The 15,647-nt window shown below is 54.9% G+C and carries 13 protein-coding genes; 2 read left to right on the plus strand and 11 right to left on the minus strand.

The window, feature by feature from the left end; translation table 11 throughout:
* Positions 1-49: 49 nt before the first annotated feature.
* Both ACT3RW_RS10550 and ACT3RW_RS10555 read right to left on the minus strand, forming a co-directional pair.
* A complete protein-coding gene (locus ACT3RW_RS10550) occupies positions 50-1,537 on the minus strand; it encodes a sensor histidine kinase (protein WP_444613695.1) in 1,488 nt (495 codons plus the stop codon).
* A gap of 9 nt (positions 1,538-1,546) precedes the next feature.
* Entirely contained in the window at positions 1,547-6,355 is a 4,809-nt protein-coding gene (locus ACT3RW_RS10555) for an NAD-glutamate dehydrogenase (protein WP_444613696.1), read from the minus strand.
* A 501-nt stretch (positions 6,356-6,856) separates the two neighbouring features.
* Here ACT3RW_RS10555 and ACT3RW_RS10560 point away from each other — a divergent pair.
* The gene (locus ACT3RW_RS10560) at positions 6,857-7,081 is read left to right on the plus strand and encodes a hypothetical protein (RefSeq protein WP_444613697.1); all 225 of its coding nucleotides are present in this window, start codon (positions 6,857-6,859) and stop codon (positions 7,079-7,081) included.
* Position 7,082: 1 nt separating this feature from the next.
* On the plus strand, positions 7,083-7,574 hold the full coding sequence (locus ACT3RW_RS10565) for a hypothetical protein (protein WP_444613698.1): 492 nt from the start codon (positions 7,083-7,085) through the stop codon (positions 7,572-7,574).
* 198 nt (positions 7,575-7,772) lie between these two features.
* Here the strand turns inward: ACT3RW_RS10565 and ACT3RW_RS10570 are convergent, their stop codons facing one another.
* The 9 genes from ACT3RW_RS10570 to ACT3RW_RS10610 all read right to left on the minus strand — a co-directional run bounded on the left by ACT3RW_RS10570 (position 7,773) and on the right by ACT3RW_RS10610 (position 15,377).
* Entirely contained in the window at positions 7,773-8,027 is a 255-nt protein-coding gene (locus tag ACT3RW_RS10570; RefSeq protein ID WP_444613699.1) for a holin, read from the minus strand.
* On the minus strand, positions 8,027-8,899 hold the full coding sequence (locus tag ACT3RW_RS10575; RefSeq protein ID WP_444613700.1) for a peptidoglycan-binding domain-containing protein: 873 nt from the start codon (positions 8,897-8,899) through the stop codon (positions 8,027-8,029). Before ACT3RW_RS10575 ends, ACT3RW_RS10570 begins: the two co-directional genes overlap by 1 nt.
* A gap of 74 nt (positions 8,900-8,973) precedes the next feature.
* A complete protein-coding gene (locus tag ACT3RW_RS10580; RefSeq protein ID WP_444613701.1) occupies positions 8,974-9,282 on the minus strand; it encodes a hypothetical protein in 309 nt (102 codons plus the stop codon).
* 9 nt (positions 9,283-9,291) lie between these two features.
* Positions 9,292-9,714: a hypothetical protein gene (locus tag ACT3RW_RS10585; protein ID WP_444613428.1), complete on the minus strand. Its 423-nt coding sequence runs from the start codon at positions 9,712-9,714 to the stop codon at positions 9,292-9,294.
* A 30-nt stretch (positions 9,715-9,744) separates the two neighbouring features.
* Positions 9,745-10,446 (minus strand): hypothetical protein, encoded by a 702-nt coding sequence (locus ACT3RW_RS10590; RefSeq protein WP_444613429.1) that lies wholly within the window; start codon positions 10,444-10,446, stop codon positions 9,745-9,747.
* 15 nt (positions 10,447-10,461) lie between these two features.
* Positions 10,462-12,231, minus strand: a complete 1,770-nt coding sequence (locus tag ACT3RW_RS10595) for an SGNH/GDSL hydrolase family protein (protein WP_444613430.1) — start codon at positions 12,229-12,231, stop codon at positions 10,462-10,464.
* A gap of 15 nt (positions 12,232-12,246) precedes the next feature.
* Positions 12,247-12,702, minus strand: coding sequence for a hypothetical protein (locus ACT3RW_RS10600; protein ID WP_444613431.1), 456 nt, complete (start codon positions 12,700-12,702; stop codon positions 12,247-12,249).
* Positions 12,699-14,897: a hypothetical protein gene (locus ACT3RW_RS10605; protein ID WP_444613432.1), complete on the minus strand. Its 2,199-nt coding sequence runs from the start codon at positions 14,895-14,897 to the stop codon at positions 12,699-12,701. The genes ACT3RW_RS10600 and ACT3RW_RS10605 overlap by 4 nt, the downstream gene beginning before the upstream one ends.
* A 9-nt stretch (positions 14,898-14,906) precedes the next feature.
* The gene (locus ACT3RW_RS10610; protein WP_444613433.1) at positions 14,907-15,377 is read right to left on the minus strand and encodes a hypothetical protein; all 471 of its coding nucleotides are present in this window, start codon (positions 15,375-15,377) and stop codon (positions 14,907-14,909) included.
* Between the last annotated feature and the right edge of the window lie 270 nt (positions 15,378-15,647).

Genomic DNA, 15,647 nt, shown 5'->3' on the forward strand with positions numbered 1-15,647 from the left:
CTTAGATGCTTGGCCGACCATCGTTGTAGCTGCGGTCTTTTGTTTTTGCTTAGGAGTTTCTTCGTTCCAGGTCCAATGGCATGTCGATGAGGACCTTGGTTCCCCCGCCCTCTCTGGGCAACCAACGGATCTCACCGGAGAGTTCACTTGTCACCAAGGTTCGAACGATTTGCAGGCCGAGCCCCTCACGTCGTGGCTCCGGGGGCAAGCCATGACCATTGTCTTCAATGACCACGCGCAGCCAGTCCACACCGTCCGTACCAATGTAGCGCTCTGCGACCAACGAAACCTCGCCGTCGCGTTGCGCCAAACCATGTTCCACAGCGTTGGTTACCAATTCATTGATAACCAACGACAACGGAGTGGCTAGGTCAGCGGCCAACATACCAAATTCGCCTTCTCGGCGTGTGGAGACGCGTTGTTCAGGCGACGCGATTTCAACAATCAACCGGAACTGACGGTCCATCAGGTCATCAAATTTCACGGTCTCGTTTAGACCCTTAGACAGGAAGTCGTGAACCGACGCGATGGTCGAGACACGTCGCATTGCCTGTTCCAGGCCCTGCTTGCCATCTTCAGAGGTCATCCGACGCGACTGCATGCGCAGCAAGGCTGCGACTGTCTGCAGGTTGTTCTTGACCCGGTGGTGGATCTCTCGGATAGTCGCGTCCTTGGTGACCAATTCTTTTTCGCGACGACGAAGCTCTGTGACATCGCGGCACAGAACCAGTGCGCCCCAACGTTTGGATTCGTTGCGCAACGGAGTTGCACGCAACGAAAGAGTGACACCACGGTGTTCAACTTCGGTACGCCACGGCATCTTGCCCTGAAGCACCAGCGGGAGTGTTTCGTCTACCACCCGGCGGTCGCTGACCAAAGCCATGGTCAAGTCGGCTAGTGGCTGGCCTTGAAGGACATCCGCGGCACCGAGACGACGGAAACCAGATACCGCGTTGGGGCTCGCGAATTCAACAACACCATCAACACCGAGTCGAATAAAACCATCACCGGCGCGTGGTGCACCGCGACGTGAACCGGTGGGGCTGCCAAATTCTGGCCAGAGGCCGTGGGTACCCATTTTTAGCAGGTCATCCGCGCTTTGCCGGTACACCAATTCCAGGTTGGACGGGGTCCGTGATTGGTTCGGATCAAAGTGCGAGGTAATGACGGCTACGGGACGATTCTGGCGGACCAGAGGAATCGCTTGAACCGTGGTTAGGCCCAAGATGATGTCGTTACCGACCTGCTCCGCGGAGCGTTGAATTTGCAAGGTTTCCCATGCCTGATCCACCATGAGCCGTAAATCTTTACGAATGCGCTCTCCAACAAAGTCACTATGGAAAGCAGTGTGAGAAGTTGAAGGGCGCACATGCGCTAAGGCTACATAAGAGCCATCGCCGGTGGGGAACCACAACACAAGGTCAGAGAATGAGAGATCCGAGACCAGTTGCCAGTCCCCCACCAGCAGGTGGAGCCAGTCCTCATCACCGGGTGCTAGCGCAGCGCGTTGACGTAATTCTTCGGTGATGAGGGCCATTGGCGGTATTTACCTTCGTACGATGGAACGCAACAGGCGAAGGGCAACGGACAGAGACGCCATGTCGTCTCGTTCGAGGCTGTTCACTTCAGCAAACATTGTCTTCGCACGATCTAGGTTAGCCGCGTTTACGTTCTCCCAAGCAGCAACACGCTCTGATGGATCTGCAATATCCCCATGCGCTTCCAAGATGTTGCCGGTCAGATCCATGATTGTGGTGTACAGGTCGTCACGCATCGCTGCACGAGCCAGCGCCTGCCAACGATCCGATCGAGGCAATCGCGTAATCCGATTCAACAGACTGTCCACGCCAAACAGGTCGTAAAGCACGAAGTACGTTTCCGCTACCTTGATTGGAGAAATCGAAGTGCGGTGCACATACTGCGCGATGTCCAGCAAAGCGAAGGACTCGAACTGCGTAGCCCACATGCTCGCACGAAGTTCTGGAATGTCGTATCCCAGCGCTTCGTCACGCCATTCGTTAAACCGCACAAGGTCTTTTCCACGAAGGATAGTAGGCAAGGCCTTACGCAGCTGCGTCACGGTGTCCTTGAAGCGATTTACCGCCTCGGTGACTAGTAGCTGCTCATCGACGCCGTTGATGAACCAACGGGTGGCGCGGTCCAGCAAACGACGCATGTCGTGGTGCTGACGTCCCCAGTGATCCAGGCTAGTTCCTGCAGGCTGGGCATTGATGGCATCAAACTGACGGTCAAATCCGTAGATCTCGCGCAGTGCGCAGAAGACCTTGGCGATCTGAACTTCGTTGGCACCAGTTTCTTCCATTGCACGGAATACGTAGGTGATACCGCCGACGTTGACTACGTCATTGGCAACTACGGTGGCAATGATTTCCTTACGCAGCGGATGGCTCTGCAGCTGATCTCCGAATCGCTCTACGAGCTTTTCAGGGAAGTACCCGCGCAGGATCTGCGCGAAGTACGGATCATCAGCAATATCCGATTCAGTCAACGCATTAGCCAACTGGATCTTGGAATATGCGGCGAGCACCGAAAGTTCTGGAGTCGTCATGGCTCCGCCCGAGGCCCGGCGTTCTTCAAGCTGTGCGGTGCTTGGCAGGAATTCCAACTCGCGGTTGAGGTCCGCTGCGGATTCAAGCCACTGCATGAGGCGCTCATAGGCAGGAGCCCACGCCAACGCTGCATGCTTTTCGTTGAGCAACAACACGTTCTGCTCGAAGTTGGTCTTCAAAACAAGGTCGCCAACATTGTCAGTCATCGACAGCAAGAAATCAGTGCGCTCTTCAGTGCTCAAGTTTCCGGCTGCGATCTGACGATCAACAAATATCTTGATGTTGACTTCACGGTCTGAGGTATCAACGCCAGCAGAGTTATCAATGGCGTCGGTATTGAGCAGTACACCGTTACTAGCAGCTTCGATACGACCCAGCTGGGTCATGCCCAAGTTACCGCCTTCACCGACAACCTTGGCACGCAGGTCCTTGCCGTCAATGCGGAATGCATCGTTGGCACGGTCTCCGACCTGACCGTTGGTTTCGGTGGATGCCTTGACGTAGGTGCCAATGCCGCCGTTGTACAGCAGGTCAACCGGAGCGGACAGAATTGCCTTGAGCAATTCGTTAGGGCTCATCTTGACCGTTCCAGCGCTCAGTCCCAAGACTTCGCGGACCTCTGGAGTAATCGGGATCGACTTGAGGCTTCGCGAGTACACGCCGCCACCAGCCGAGATGAGTTCCTTGTTGTAGTCCGCCCAGCTGGAGCGAGGCAGGTCGTACAGGCGCTGACGTTCGTCAAAAGCAACCTGCGCGTTCGGTGTTGGGTCCAAGAAAATGTCGCGGTGGTCAAAGGCCGCCAGCAACTTCACGGTCGGAGTACGACGCAGTCCGTTACCGAAGACGTCGCCGGACATGTCGCCCACGCCTACTGCGCTGAACTCATCACTCTGGGTATCAACACCGAGCTGGAAGAAGTGACGCTTGACCGATTCCCACGCACCTCGCGCGGTGATGCCCATGCCCTTGTGGTCATAACCAACCGAACCGCCCGAAGCGAAGGCATCGCCCAGCCAGTGTCCCTTTTCTGCGGACAGTGAGTTAGCGATATCGGAGAAGCTTGCAGTGCCCTTATCGGCAGCAACAACCAGGTACGAGTCATCGCCATCGCGTCGCACAACGTTTTCGGGAGCTACGATGTGCTCCCCCTCTGCGTCGGCCACCATGTTGTCGGTCAGCTGCAGCAAGGTGCTGATGAAGACCTTGTACGCGCCCTTGCCTTCTTCAAGCCAGGCGCCACGATCCTGAGCAGGGTTAGGCAGCTGCTTGGCGTAGAAGCCACCCTTAGCTCCGGTCGGAACGATGACCGAGTTCTTCACCATCTGAGCCTTGACTAGCCCAAGAACTTCGGTACGGAAGTCTTCTCGACGGTCCGACCAACGTAGGCCACCGCGTGCAACGGCTCCGAACCTGAAGTGGGTTCCTTCAACGCGTGGCGAGTAAACCCACAACTCGTGCTTTGGACGTGGGAACGGCGCAAAGTCGATCTCCTCAGGAGCCAGCTTGAAGGCCAACGCCTGATGAGCGGTGAAGTAGTTGGTTCGCTTGGTAGCTTCAATGACCTTGACGAAGCGGCGAAGCAAGGTATCAGCGTCCAGTGTTGGCACTGCTTCAAGTGCTTGCGCAATCTTTTCCTTAGCAGCTTCACGAGCTACCTCGGATGCTTCACTGCTCAAGGCAGGATCGAAGGTGGCTTGGAAAAGCTCCACAATGCTGTGGGTTACCGAAGCGTTGTCCACCAGGGTGTTGGCGATAAAGCCGGTGGAGTTAGGCACTCCGAGCTGCAACAGGTAGTGAGCGTAGGCGCGCAACATGGCCACCTGCTCCCAGGACAGTCCTTCGCGCAAAACCAACGCATTCAAGCTGTCGGATTCAGCTACGTTGCGAACTACCGCGCTGTAAGCTTCAGCCAGTTTGGTTTCGACAGAGCTGAAATCGATCGCTTCATCGAACTTCAAACCCATGTCGTAGATGTAGCGCTGTCCGATGCCCTCTGGGTTCAACTCGTAAGGTCGTTCATCAACAACCTCAAGTCCCAGATCCTGCAGGACTGGCAAGATCCGTGAGAGCAACAAAGGACGCGTCACGAAAATCTTCATGCGCTTTGAGACTGGTGATTTTTCATCACGGCTGGTCGGGTCGTAGAAGGAAACGACCGGTCCGCTTTCAGTATCTTCATCAAGGCTGGAAAGCAGGTTGACGTCCTTGAACGCATCCTCAATTTCAAACTGAACCTTGTAGGCAGCCGGGAAGGCCTCGGCCCAAGCGTTGGAGAGCGTATTGGCGTCGCCCAGTTCCAAGTTGGTTCGCGCGGTGTCAACGATGGCATCAGACCAGGAGCGAACGGCCTTAGCAATACGTTCCTCTAGAGCGTTACGGTCCACCTGCGGGTTGGATCCGTTGCGCTGCAGACGTAGGCGGTAGAACAGTCGGACCAATGCGCCGGCACCAAGCTGTGCTTCGTACTCAACCGAGTCCGCATTGAAGGTGTCCTGCAGTTCCTGCTCAACACGCAGTCGTACCGCGGTGGAGAAACGATCACGGGGCAAGAAGACCATTGCGGTGACAAAGCGACCGTAATCGTCGGTGCGCAGGAAGACTGAAGTGCGACGTCGTTCCTGCAGACGCAGGATTCCCAGTGCGGTTTGGGTCAGGTCCTCCACCGTAATCTGGAACATCTCATCACGAGGGTAGCTTTCCAAGATGGTGGTGATGTCCTTGCCAGAGTGGGAATTCACAGCGAATCCCGTGCTCTTCAGGACGGCCTGAACCTTCTCGCGAACTACTGGAACGGTCTTGACGCTTGAGGTGTAAACGCTAGAGGCGAATAGACCGATGAAGCGGCGTTCACCGTTAACTTCACCGTTAGCGTCAAAGCTCTTCACACCTACGTAGTCCAGGTACACGCCACGGTGCACCGTTGAACGTGAGTTAGCTTTGGTAATGATCAGCGCGCTCTTATCGCGTGCGGTGATGCGACCTTGCTTGGTCAGATGCTGCGGGCCCTGAGATTCAACTTCCCGCATGAGTCCAAGGCCGCTACCAGCACGGGCAACAAGAACTTCTTCACCATCAACGCATTCCAGATCGTATTCTCGGTATCCGAGGAATGTGAACTGACCATCTGCCATCCAGTCGAGCAGCTCAGCTGCCTGGGACAGCTCTGCGATCTGTTCAGCGTGCGCGGTCTGTGGCAGGGTATGCGCGATGTTTTTTGCCTGGTCCAACATTTCTGGCCAGTCGTTGACCGCAACGCGAACATCTGACAGAACGCTGTAGAGTCGCTCCACCAGTTCTTCAGCCTGCTGATCGCTCAACTCACGAGCCAGTTCGATGGAAATCCATGATTCGACATGGGTGGCCGAACCTGCGGAGATCAGGGTGCTGAGATCAGACAGCGCTGCGGTGTCACCACTGGCAACATGCTGTAGGCCTGCGTGGCTAATCTTGACGATTTCGCCACTTTGATCATCACGAGAGACCACAAAAGTCGGGTGTACCACGAGCTGAATTGGCGAATTAAGCTGAACCAATGCTGCGGTGACCGAATCAACCAAGAATGGCATGTCATCGGTGACGATGTGAACTACGGAGATTCCGTTATTTCGAGTGATGGCAACGTTAGGGGTATCCGCTTCGCGCTCATAACCGATTTCAAGGTGTGCCGCCACTCGCGATTCGAGTTCGTCGGGCCGGTAGGCCGCCACGTCCTCGGTCGCAATCTGGCCATAGTACTCGCTCACCAATTTTGGGGTGAGAGTCGCATCCATGAATGATTCTGACATGCTGGATTCCGACGAGTTCAACTGAACGCCTCCAAGAACAAAGTTCGATGTGCCCGCGCCGTTGCGGGTCACTAGTCTAATCAACCCTACCCGGTTTTCACGTCCTGAGTTCGTGCATTCCTACTAAATCGACGAGTTGCCCGTTTCTTGGGGATATCCGTAGATTTTATGCCGGTCAAAGACCGAATTTCAGAACGCAATGAACTCTTAGGTGCAATCTCCAGTAAAGGGCTTCCTGCTAACACTGACGCACTACAGACGGCGCTGTCATTGGGCATGAGACCAACAGCCATGTTCGTGTGACCAAATACCCGCAGAATCTCGGTGTTTTTAGTTTTCCGTTCTACCTCTAGTGTAGCCAACGTGTAGCCATGGCGCATATAACGGCATGGAATTGCACGCGTCGGTAAGTGACTGCATATCCCACGTTTTTGAATGTTCCTGAAACCAATTACCCAACCCTACTTGCGTACCCAACGTTGCTTGTGTATTGTCTTAGTCATGAGCAACGATGAAATCGACAAACAGTTCCTCTTCCTGATTGAGCACAACGCGACCAGGCTCCGAGAAGCCAAAGACAAGCTCGATGAACGTCGAAAACTGCGAGACGAAAGCATCGTCCGAGCAATCGAATCCGGCGTGACCATGTACGCCATCGCCAAGCACGCAGGCATCAGCCAATCAGCGGTCGCCCAAATCCGCGACAATAACAAGGAGAAGAAGTAATATGAGCACCATGACCAAGCCAGAAAAGAAGCGCTCAAAGTTCTCAAAGTGGATGCGCGGAGAATTGGACTCGCAAAAGTTCACAGCCGTGTTCGGCCCGTCATTGAGCGAGTCAGCAATCCTTGGTGGGCACGAACTGAAGTTGAGCAACCCGGCGGGTAAAGCTCAGCCGTTCAAGCCTTACATCATCCACAACACGAAGGGCTTGCATGCTACCGTAAAGGATGGTGCGCAGATGAACTCTTACGTTTCGAAGGGTGCTGTTGGTGGCGGTGTTCTTGTTGGCGCTGTGCTCCTTGGCCCTATTGGTGCGCTCGCCGGTGGTCTGATCGGTTCGAGTAAGCGTAAGGGCGGTAACGAAATCAACGTTGTTATTGAGCGTGGCGATGAGTTGGTTGCTGTGATTTCTGCGCCGGTTGCTAAGGTGTCGGATGCGAATAACTTTGCTGAGCGTTTGAATGCTTCGGCTGCTGACGCTGAGTTGACCGAATAGTTTCGGGCACAAAAAAAGGAGGCCAGTCACTCGTTATGAGTGACTGGCCTTTTGTACATCTTGTACAAGTGCACGTAAGTGTACGTGTGTGCACGTTTGTTGCGTGTCAATTCCATACCGTTACCGGTATCATTCTGCCGATTCACAACTCTGAACCCGATTTATGTGCTGAGAGTTGTTTGACAGGCAGGATGTTACCTATTCCGCCAAGTGCTTTGCGGTACTTTCAGGCGTGGTTTCAGCGTTGCCGATGGATGGGTTACCGTCAACGTAACCTGCTGCCAACGCCTTGAGTACGGATACAGCGCCTGCACCGAGGGCAACGGATAGGATGCCCACCCAGTCAGCATCTAACGCGCCAAACGCGTCTGCACCGATAACAGACAACGCACCACCAGCAATACTGGCTACCGTGCGCTCGAAGGTTGCTTTCCAAAAAACAAGGGTGAACATTACTTACCGCCATTCTGGGTATTCAAATATGTTTGGAAGGCTCGTACGGTAGCCTTGCCGAGCTTGCCGTCAATCAAATACTTGCGAGTATCCAAGTGACCCTTGGCAGCCAAGAACTTCTGCAACGCAATCACCGAGTGCTTTCCGAACGAACCGTCAACGGCACGCTTGTAGTAGCCGAGACCGTTCAACCACTCCTGAACAGCCATCCAGGTGTACTTGCCGTCGTCGCCGTCAATGGCTCTTTCATACAAGCCGATCTGCGACATAAGGATTTGGGTCGCCTCAACGGACTGTTTGCCAAACTTTCCATCGGTCGCGAGCTTCGCGTAATCGGTTGGGCGGGTCGAAGCTGGCTTAGGGGCTGGCTTTGGCTTCGACGCTTGCGGGGTTACCGTGCCAAGAGAAGAACCGGCGCGAATCTTGTCGGCAACACGCTTCAGAAGGGCAAGCCCGCCCTGTAGCTCAAAGTGCATTTCATCCAAACGCGCATTTGGATCTCCGGAAATTACACGATAGTCACCGCCCCAGCGAACAGCACCGTCAAGATCAGCAAGGATCTTATGAATCGATTTGACCTGCGCGCCAGAGAATGTCCCCGACAAGCCGAGACCGTGCGCAGGCGCGTTGAAGTCAACACCCACGCCAGCCGAGTGCTCAGACGCTACAGACGCGCCACGCACAGGACGCTTAGCGTAACCCCAAGACCAGTCCTTGCGGATAGTTTCAACCTCAGAGTTGAAGCGTCGACCAAGTTCATTCAGGATCGTGTATGCGTCGCCGTTGCGAACCTTGCCAGTGATCCAAGGCAGGTTTGTTAGTCGTGTGGAGCTGGGTTCTAGTACGTCCCAGCCGAGGCGAGTTAGCGCCATGAGTGCCACCTTTCGGGCATAAGGGTAGCCCCGCCACACACCATGACGGGGCATAAAAAATGGACTAGCGTTTGCTAGTCCTTGTTGGTTTGTGGTTTTTCTGGGGGTGTAGGCCATGCGCCGATTTGCTCGATCGTCGCACCGTGTTCGATAGCGACCCGCCGGACATGTGAACAATGCTCAGCGGTTAGCCGGCGATAAGTAGCCTCCCACTCGCGCCACGCTTCAGCAGTAGCCACACGTTCAGCAAGAGACAAGTTCTCTTTACGTTCCGATTCAGCACGGCCTGACCGCCACTTAGCGAACTCTTGAATCCCGACAGTGAGGAAACCGCCACTGCCCACCATGATGGCGAGCGTCGCCCAAATTTGAGGGCCATCCATAATGGCCTCCTACTTGCCAGGCTCATACGAATACGGTTTGATCCGCCAGTACCTATTCACAAAGTGCAGTAAGCCGATGAGCACGAAAACAAGCTGTGGAATCCGGTTGCCTGACTCAGTGATATGCAATGAAATGAGGATGCTTGCGTATAGTGTGATTGCCGTAGCGCAGGCGATGATCGCTGGTTTCTCAATCAACCATTTCCCGGTCGGTGCTGAGTATGCACCCATCGCACCACCGACCAGCGCGAACAGACCCCACGCTAGTGTGATGCCGTTGCCGAATGCGCCCTCGATACTGCGTGGTGGATCCAATATTGTCACCAGCCCGCCAGTGAAACAGAGAACGTAAATGAGTGTTTGAACAACGGACACAAGGCGAGGTTCCTGGATACGATTCCAGAGGCTCACCGTCCAATGCGGTTTAGACATAAGATTGCCTCTTTCGTAAATAGGGCGCGCCTACACTGCGTTTCCTGGCAACGTTGAAGGCATGTTCTCTTTCGTGTACCAGTGAATGGTGAAGTAGATCTGCGCGCCCGTTGTCACTCCGAGAATTTGAAGGTTCCCGTCTGACCTGACATTTACGCGCTCTCCGGCAGGGTTCCCATCACCATAGACTGCTTCGTTGAATAGCCGAATGTCTGGTGGGCGGAACCCTGCTGGGACTTGCATCTGATATTGGTTCGCGCTCACATATGGCACGCCCCATACGGATAGTTCGACCCAATTGCCTGATCGAGTTAGCGTTACTTTTCCGCCAGTTCCACCCCATAGGGAACGAACGTCTCGCGGCCCTGTTTCCTTGTTTAGTAGCACGTGCGCCTCACCTTCGTAGGTTCGCGTAACTGCATAGATAGGCAGGTCAGTCAGGTTGACTGGTGTCGTCAAGTTCGGCACACCGACAATAATCGAGTGCTGGACACCGCTAAGACTATGCATGGTCACACGGTAGGCCCAAGGGATCGTATCCCCCTCGGGCGTCGGCTCCACAGCAACGAGTGTTGCTACTCCGGCGTTCAGTTCCACCTGCTGCGGAGAGGGCAAGACGGTGGACGGCCCTGCGTTGAATGGTTGGGTTGGTTCGATACTTACCGAGCCCATGAGGTTGTCGGCTGTTCCTCCGCTGCCGTCGCGCAGGTTTATGTTGATATTTCTCGCCATTGCTTCCCGTTGTTTCTATCGGGTCTGGACGGAGAATTTCGCCCAGCGCATTTCGGGGACCATTGATCCACATCGGAAGCCGACTTTTGTGTTTCCACGCAGCGGGTCGTAGTACTGTGCCGAAGGCGTGTACTGTGTGATGTACTGTCCGTCCAAGAATATGGTCAACGCTCCGGAACGTGCCACAACACGAATCGTGTGCCATCCTGCGCTGATACTCTTGGGAATTTCGAGGCGTAGTCCCGTAGCTCCTGCGATGGTCGTGTAAACGCCGATTCGTTGGGTTGATCCCGCGTCGATGAATACGCCCATACGGTTGTCGTTGTCTTTAGCCCAGAACACTAAACCGGAGAGAGTAGAAATATTGCCTGGATGGTAAATATCGAGGGTTGCGTCAAAGTCGTGCGCTACCGATTCAATAAGGCAAGTTCCAGGTGAAACGATGCCTACTGAGTTGCCCATGACTTCAAATTCTCCCGATACTGCACGCCACGGTTGCCCCGTGTCGGCTACACCCAGTGGGCCATTGGCACGCAGGAAGTCATCTTTCACGACTACCTTGTACTTGGGCGCTTCCACGGGGGCTTCTAGTGCACGTCCGATAAGTCGCGCTTGCATGTCATGGCCGGGCGGGGTGAGGTGCACTTCGTCTGGCTTCAGGTAGTCGAGCGGGTCAGTTCCGGGGATTCCTATGGCTTTAAAGTCGTAGGAAACATCTACGAATGCCACGTTGGAGCGTGTTTCGGCGAGCTCGCGAAGTACTTTTCGGTATGCGTCCCAGTAGCTCGTAATGTCCTTGTTCTGCCGTTGGTGGGCGTGAATGAGAACATGAACGTGCGGCACGGTAACTACTGCATCAATCTGGTCGAGGACAGCGACTAGACCGTTTCGGTATCGTTCCTCCGTGAAGCTCAGGTTTGCGTCATTAGAGCCGACCATGTGGGTGATGAGGCTCGGCTGAATCTGTCCGATGCGCGTAATTTTCGATGCTGGCATGTAATCTTCGACGGTAGTTCCAGACTGGCCGAAGTTGTAACCATGCAGACCGGGCAGGTCGTAGATTTGAGTGGTGTGATCACCCACAGGCGTTTCTCCGCCAGGACCCGAAGCGTACTGCGCCTGCATGCCGGTATGGAGTTTATTTACCCACCTATCTGCTGGTCGCTGATCAGATCCTTCGGTGGAGGATGAACCGCAGTAGACGTGCGAGACAGGACCGATTTGGGCGCGTGCATACCCTGCGAACATGGCTCCAAGTGCCGGGTTCGTGGTTTTTTGAATAACGCCGTATACGCTATCTCTCGCCGGTCCGTTAGCAGTGATCGCAGCAGAAATGACATTACCGGCTGGTGCACCGATTAGCGCTGCTGCTGCTTCAGCAGCGATCCGTGAAGCTTCGGAATCTTCTGCTGCGTTCCGTGCATCTGATGCGATGCTGTTGAGGTCGCCCTCAACTGGTGGGGTCCACTCGTAGACTGGCAGGCTATTGAAGTTGATAGCGGTAGTTCCGTCTGGAACTCCTACGACCCAAGTCCAAGTCTTTTCTGTGTTTGAATCGAAAACGGTTACCCGGTGCGCCCATTCAGGAATTGGGCCGGGAGGTGTGATCGACGCATCGGTGGCCACCGCTATACCATTGACCAGCGGGATGGTGCGCTCAAAAGGCATAACCCAGGAAGCACCTAGTTTGTATGGGCGAGTCGCTTCGATGGTGATTTTACCGTAGAGGACTTCCACGGCTGATCCCCCACCACGGCGGAAGTTGAAATTAATTTGACGGCCCAATGCTGGACTCCTTCTTTAGTTGAGTCGGAATACGACTGTGGCGACGGGGTTGTTTCGTGCCGCCCCGCTTTGTTGTGCGATTGCGACGATTCCGCCTGCTGTGATTCGGACTACGCCTACATATCCGCCGTCGAAGTAGGCTGCACCGGTTGCTCGGCCTTGGGTTGGCCCTATACCAACCGGTAGGCTGCCAACGATTTCGAGGCTTCCTGATGCCAGAGAGCCGCCTAAGTCGATTTGGACGATGACGATCTTGCCGTATCTCGTGTAGGCCATAGTTCCGCTCATGCCAGCCAGAGTTACCGGAACGTCGACCCATCCTGTGTCGAACACTGTTGATCCTGCTGGGGAGAGCGCTTTGATCCAGTCGTTAATGCCCGACCACCAGCGCCTGATTCCGCCGATTCCTGACCACGGGTTGTCGGATGCTTCGGGGCTTACTGGTGCGACGATCTGTTTTGGTGTGCTCAAAGTGTTCCTCCGAAGTCTTGGCCCCATTCGTCTAAGTCGTTGAATGAGCGGATTTGTTGTGCTTGCAAGAAAGCGTCAAGTGCCGTAAAGCTGTCCAAACTGTTGGGCTGCATGAACTGATCCCAGTCATCGAACGTCACTGCCACCAATGTGAGATCAAGCTCTTGGCTGTACTGAGAGTGGTCGCCATTCAAAGTGATGCCGGTTATGAGCGCCTTAGATCGCAAGTTAGTGATCGGGTCGATAATCCGGACCAGATCACCTAGCTGCCGTGCGAGGTTAGGCACGACGCGCATTCCTTGCAGCACAGGTTGAGCTACTTCTGTTTGTGAAGCCGCCCAGTGCAATACCGTTTGAGCTGCGTCAGCGTCTTGAATCCACGCGCCGGTTGATAGCTCTAAAGGGCTGACCGCTTGGTTGGCTGAGACACCTTTGGATATTGTTACGGGATCTCCGGCTGTTACTAACAGGCTGGTGCGCAGGGTGATTGCAGGGTTGCCGTTTCCGTCAACCATCCAGATCGCCGAAGTGTTCTTGTTGGTGATAGTGATCTTGATGCGCGAGCTGCTGACCATGCTGGTCTTGATACTCACTGAGTCATCGGCGGGTCGTGAACCTGAGCCATCGAGGGCAAATGATGCAGCCCAGCGCGATAAGCTACCCTCGGGATACCGGGTATCCCATAGAGGAACCCACCGTGAGAGTCGGTCTGTGGTTCCGTCGATGTCTACGAATAAGACTTTGGGCGTGCCCACCCTGATAAGTAGTGGACTGTCTGATTCCCAGATTGTTGTTTCATCAGCTGATTTTGTGACAATGGTCGGCTTGTAGGTTAGCTCCACTCGGTCCGCTTGGTCGGCTGGGTCTATGATCCATCCAAGAGTTTCGACCTGTTCCAGCGCTTCGATGGTTTCACCATAGTTACCAGTTCCGCGCAGTAGATCACGTGACCGGAAAATTAGTGTGCCAGTCTCATCCATCCATACGGCGCCACCGGTTGACGAAGCGATCTCTTGGAGTAGATCCCATCCTGGTGCAACTGGTACGTCTAACAGTCCGGTGAGTATCGACCCTGTGGAATTGATTTTCGCTTTGTTCCCGCGCCCGAAAATCTCTGTGGCGGTCGTGGTACTGAACTGCACGCCACGGGCCACCGCGTCTCCCACTCCACGAACCTGGCCTCGTGGTGGGGATACGCGTACTGGGGTCCATGTTTTACTGCTGTATGCCCCGTAGCTCGTTCCCTCAGCACGTGCCCTCATGGAGAAGCCCTTGAGGTTCACTTGGAACTGGATACGTCGCCAACCTGAACTAGCAGACGGTGCACCTAGTATGGGAACCTGTAAAGTCTCCACACTGTCGCGTGTTGCAGTGACCGATGCTGCTGCCACCGTAAAGGTAATGTTGTCGCATCCAGGAACTTTGAGGACAACACTCCCTAGCCCGTTATGGTCTAGCGTTACGTACCATGCGTCAGGGTCATCCGAAGCATTAGCCAATACTGTTGCACCTGATGCGAGTCCAATCTGCCCGTCGTGGTCAGCCCATGCCAATTCCCCAGTCACGTTTGTGTTTGGGTTAGTTGCAGAACGGTCGGGGACACTGGAACCCATGAGCGGGAAGCTGAGCAGTGTTGTCGAAATAGGCTCAGGAACCGCGTAATATCCACCGGCTCTTGCTACCTGATGCACAACCCAAGCAGCGTCAAGCCGGTCCGTTTCCGAGTACGTCCACTTCAGGGTGAATGGTTTGCGCAGCCGCAGGGAATATTCATCAAGATCTAAAGAAACTTTCGCTTCAGTCGAAGCTCCACTAATCGGCGCGACCGTGAACTCACCCAACGCAATACGACGATCAGGAACTGTTGTGTAACCGCCAAATTGCGACGCATACACGGTGCACCGGCCACCCGGCCCGAGGCGGTATTGACCAAACCCCCAAGGCGACATGTGGGCAGGTAGCTGAGGAATACTCACCTGACCAGAAGCGATACTGTGCCCAGAAGCGCCTCGCACCTGAGTCGGCAACATACCCCCGGTAAGCTGCCGAGAAATAGACCAATCCCCTACAGGGCTAGTTCCCTGTGGCGCTTCCACTGATTTTGGCGGCCAGGTTGATTCGTGAAACTCACTGAATATTTCAGGGATGATTTCTAGCGCCGATTCGCCAGGCCAGTTTGAGGGCTTCTGCTGCAAAGTTTCCTCCTAAATATTGGGTCGGCCAACCTCCATGAGGGTTACCTCATAGTCAGATCGAGAATTGTTATCAAGTAGCATCTGGAGGACGCGCTGAGGGTCCTGCACTGCTACACGGCAGGGGGTTCCTGCTGATGCGTAGAAGTCACCGCGAGGCGGTCCTTCGTGGATGGTCGCCCCTGATGTGCCTGTGTTTGTTATTTTTAGGGTGATTGTTGAGTCGGAGAGAGGTGTGAAGCTGGCGGCGCATTGGCGGTATCCTGACCCCGTTGGTGCGCTGATGTTGATCATGGTTCCCGTGCCCAAGCGGTATTGCGCCACGGTGGTCCCTGCTTCTGCCTGTGACCAGACTGCGACCGTGTACACCATTCCACGTAGCGTTGGTACGGTGATTTCTCGGCCTGGCTGAATCCCACCCATCGGAACGCCATCCACGATGACCGCCGATTCTCCCCCCGCGCTTAGGCGGGCAGGGATCATGTTTTCTCTCGCTTTAGCAACGTCATAAAGCCAGCAGTCCCCCAGCAGCCCGTTTGATGCGTAATTGAATAGTTTTGCCCACGCCGGCTTCTGCCACAGTCTCCCCACTGTCCAAGTGCGGGGTGCTGAACGCCCTATTTGCGCGTACCTCACCCCGCCCGTGGTAACCAGTTCAGATCCCCTGCGATCAGAGGACACCTCGACACCAGCGGACACTTCCACTGGTTGCATTGCTCCGAGTGGTCCAAAATAAAAACCGCTCACGGGGGA

The organism is Glutamicibacter sp. AOP5-A2-18 (assembly GCF_052446055.1).
Lineage (GTDB): Bacteria > Actinomycetota > Actinomycetes > Actinomycetales > Micrococcaceae > Glutamicibacter.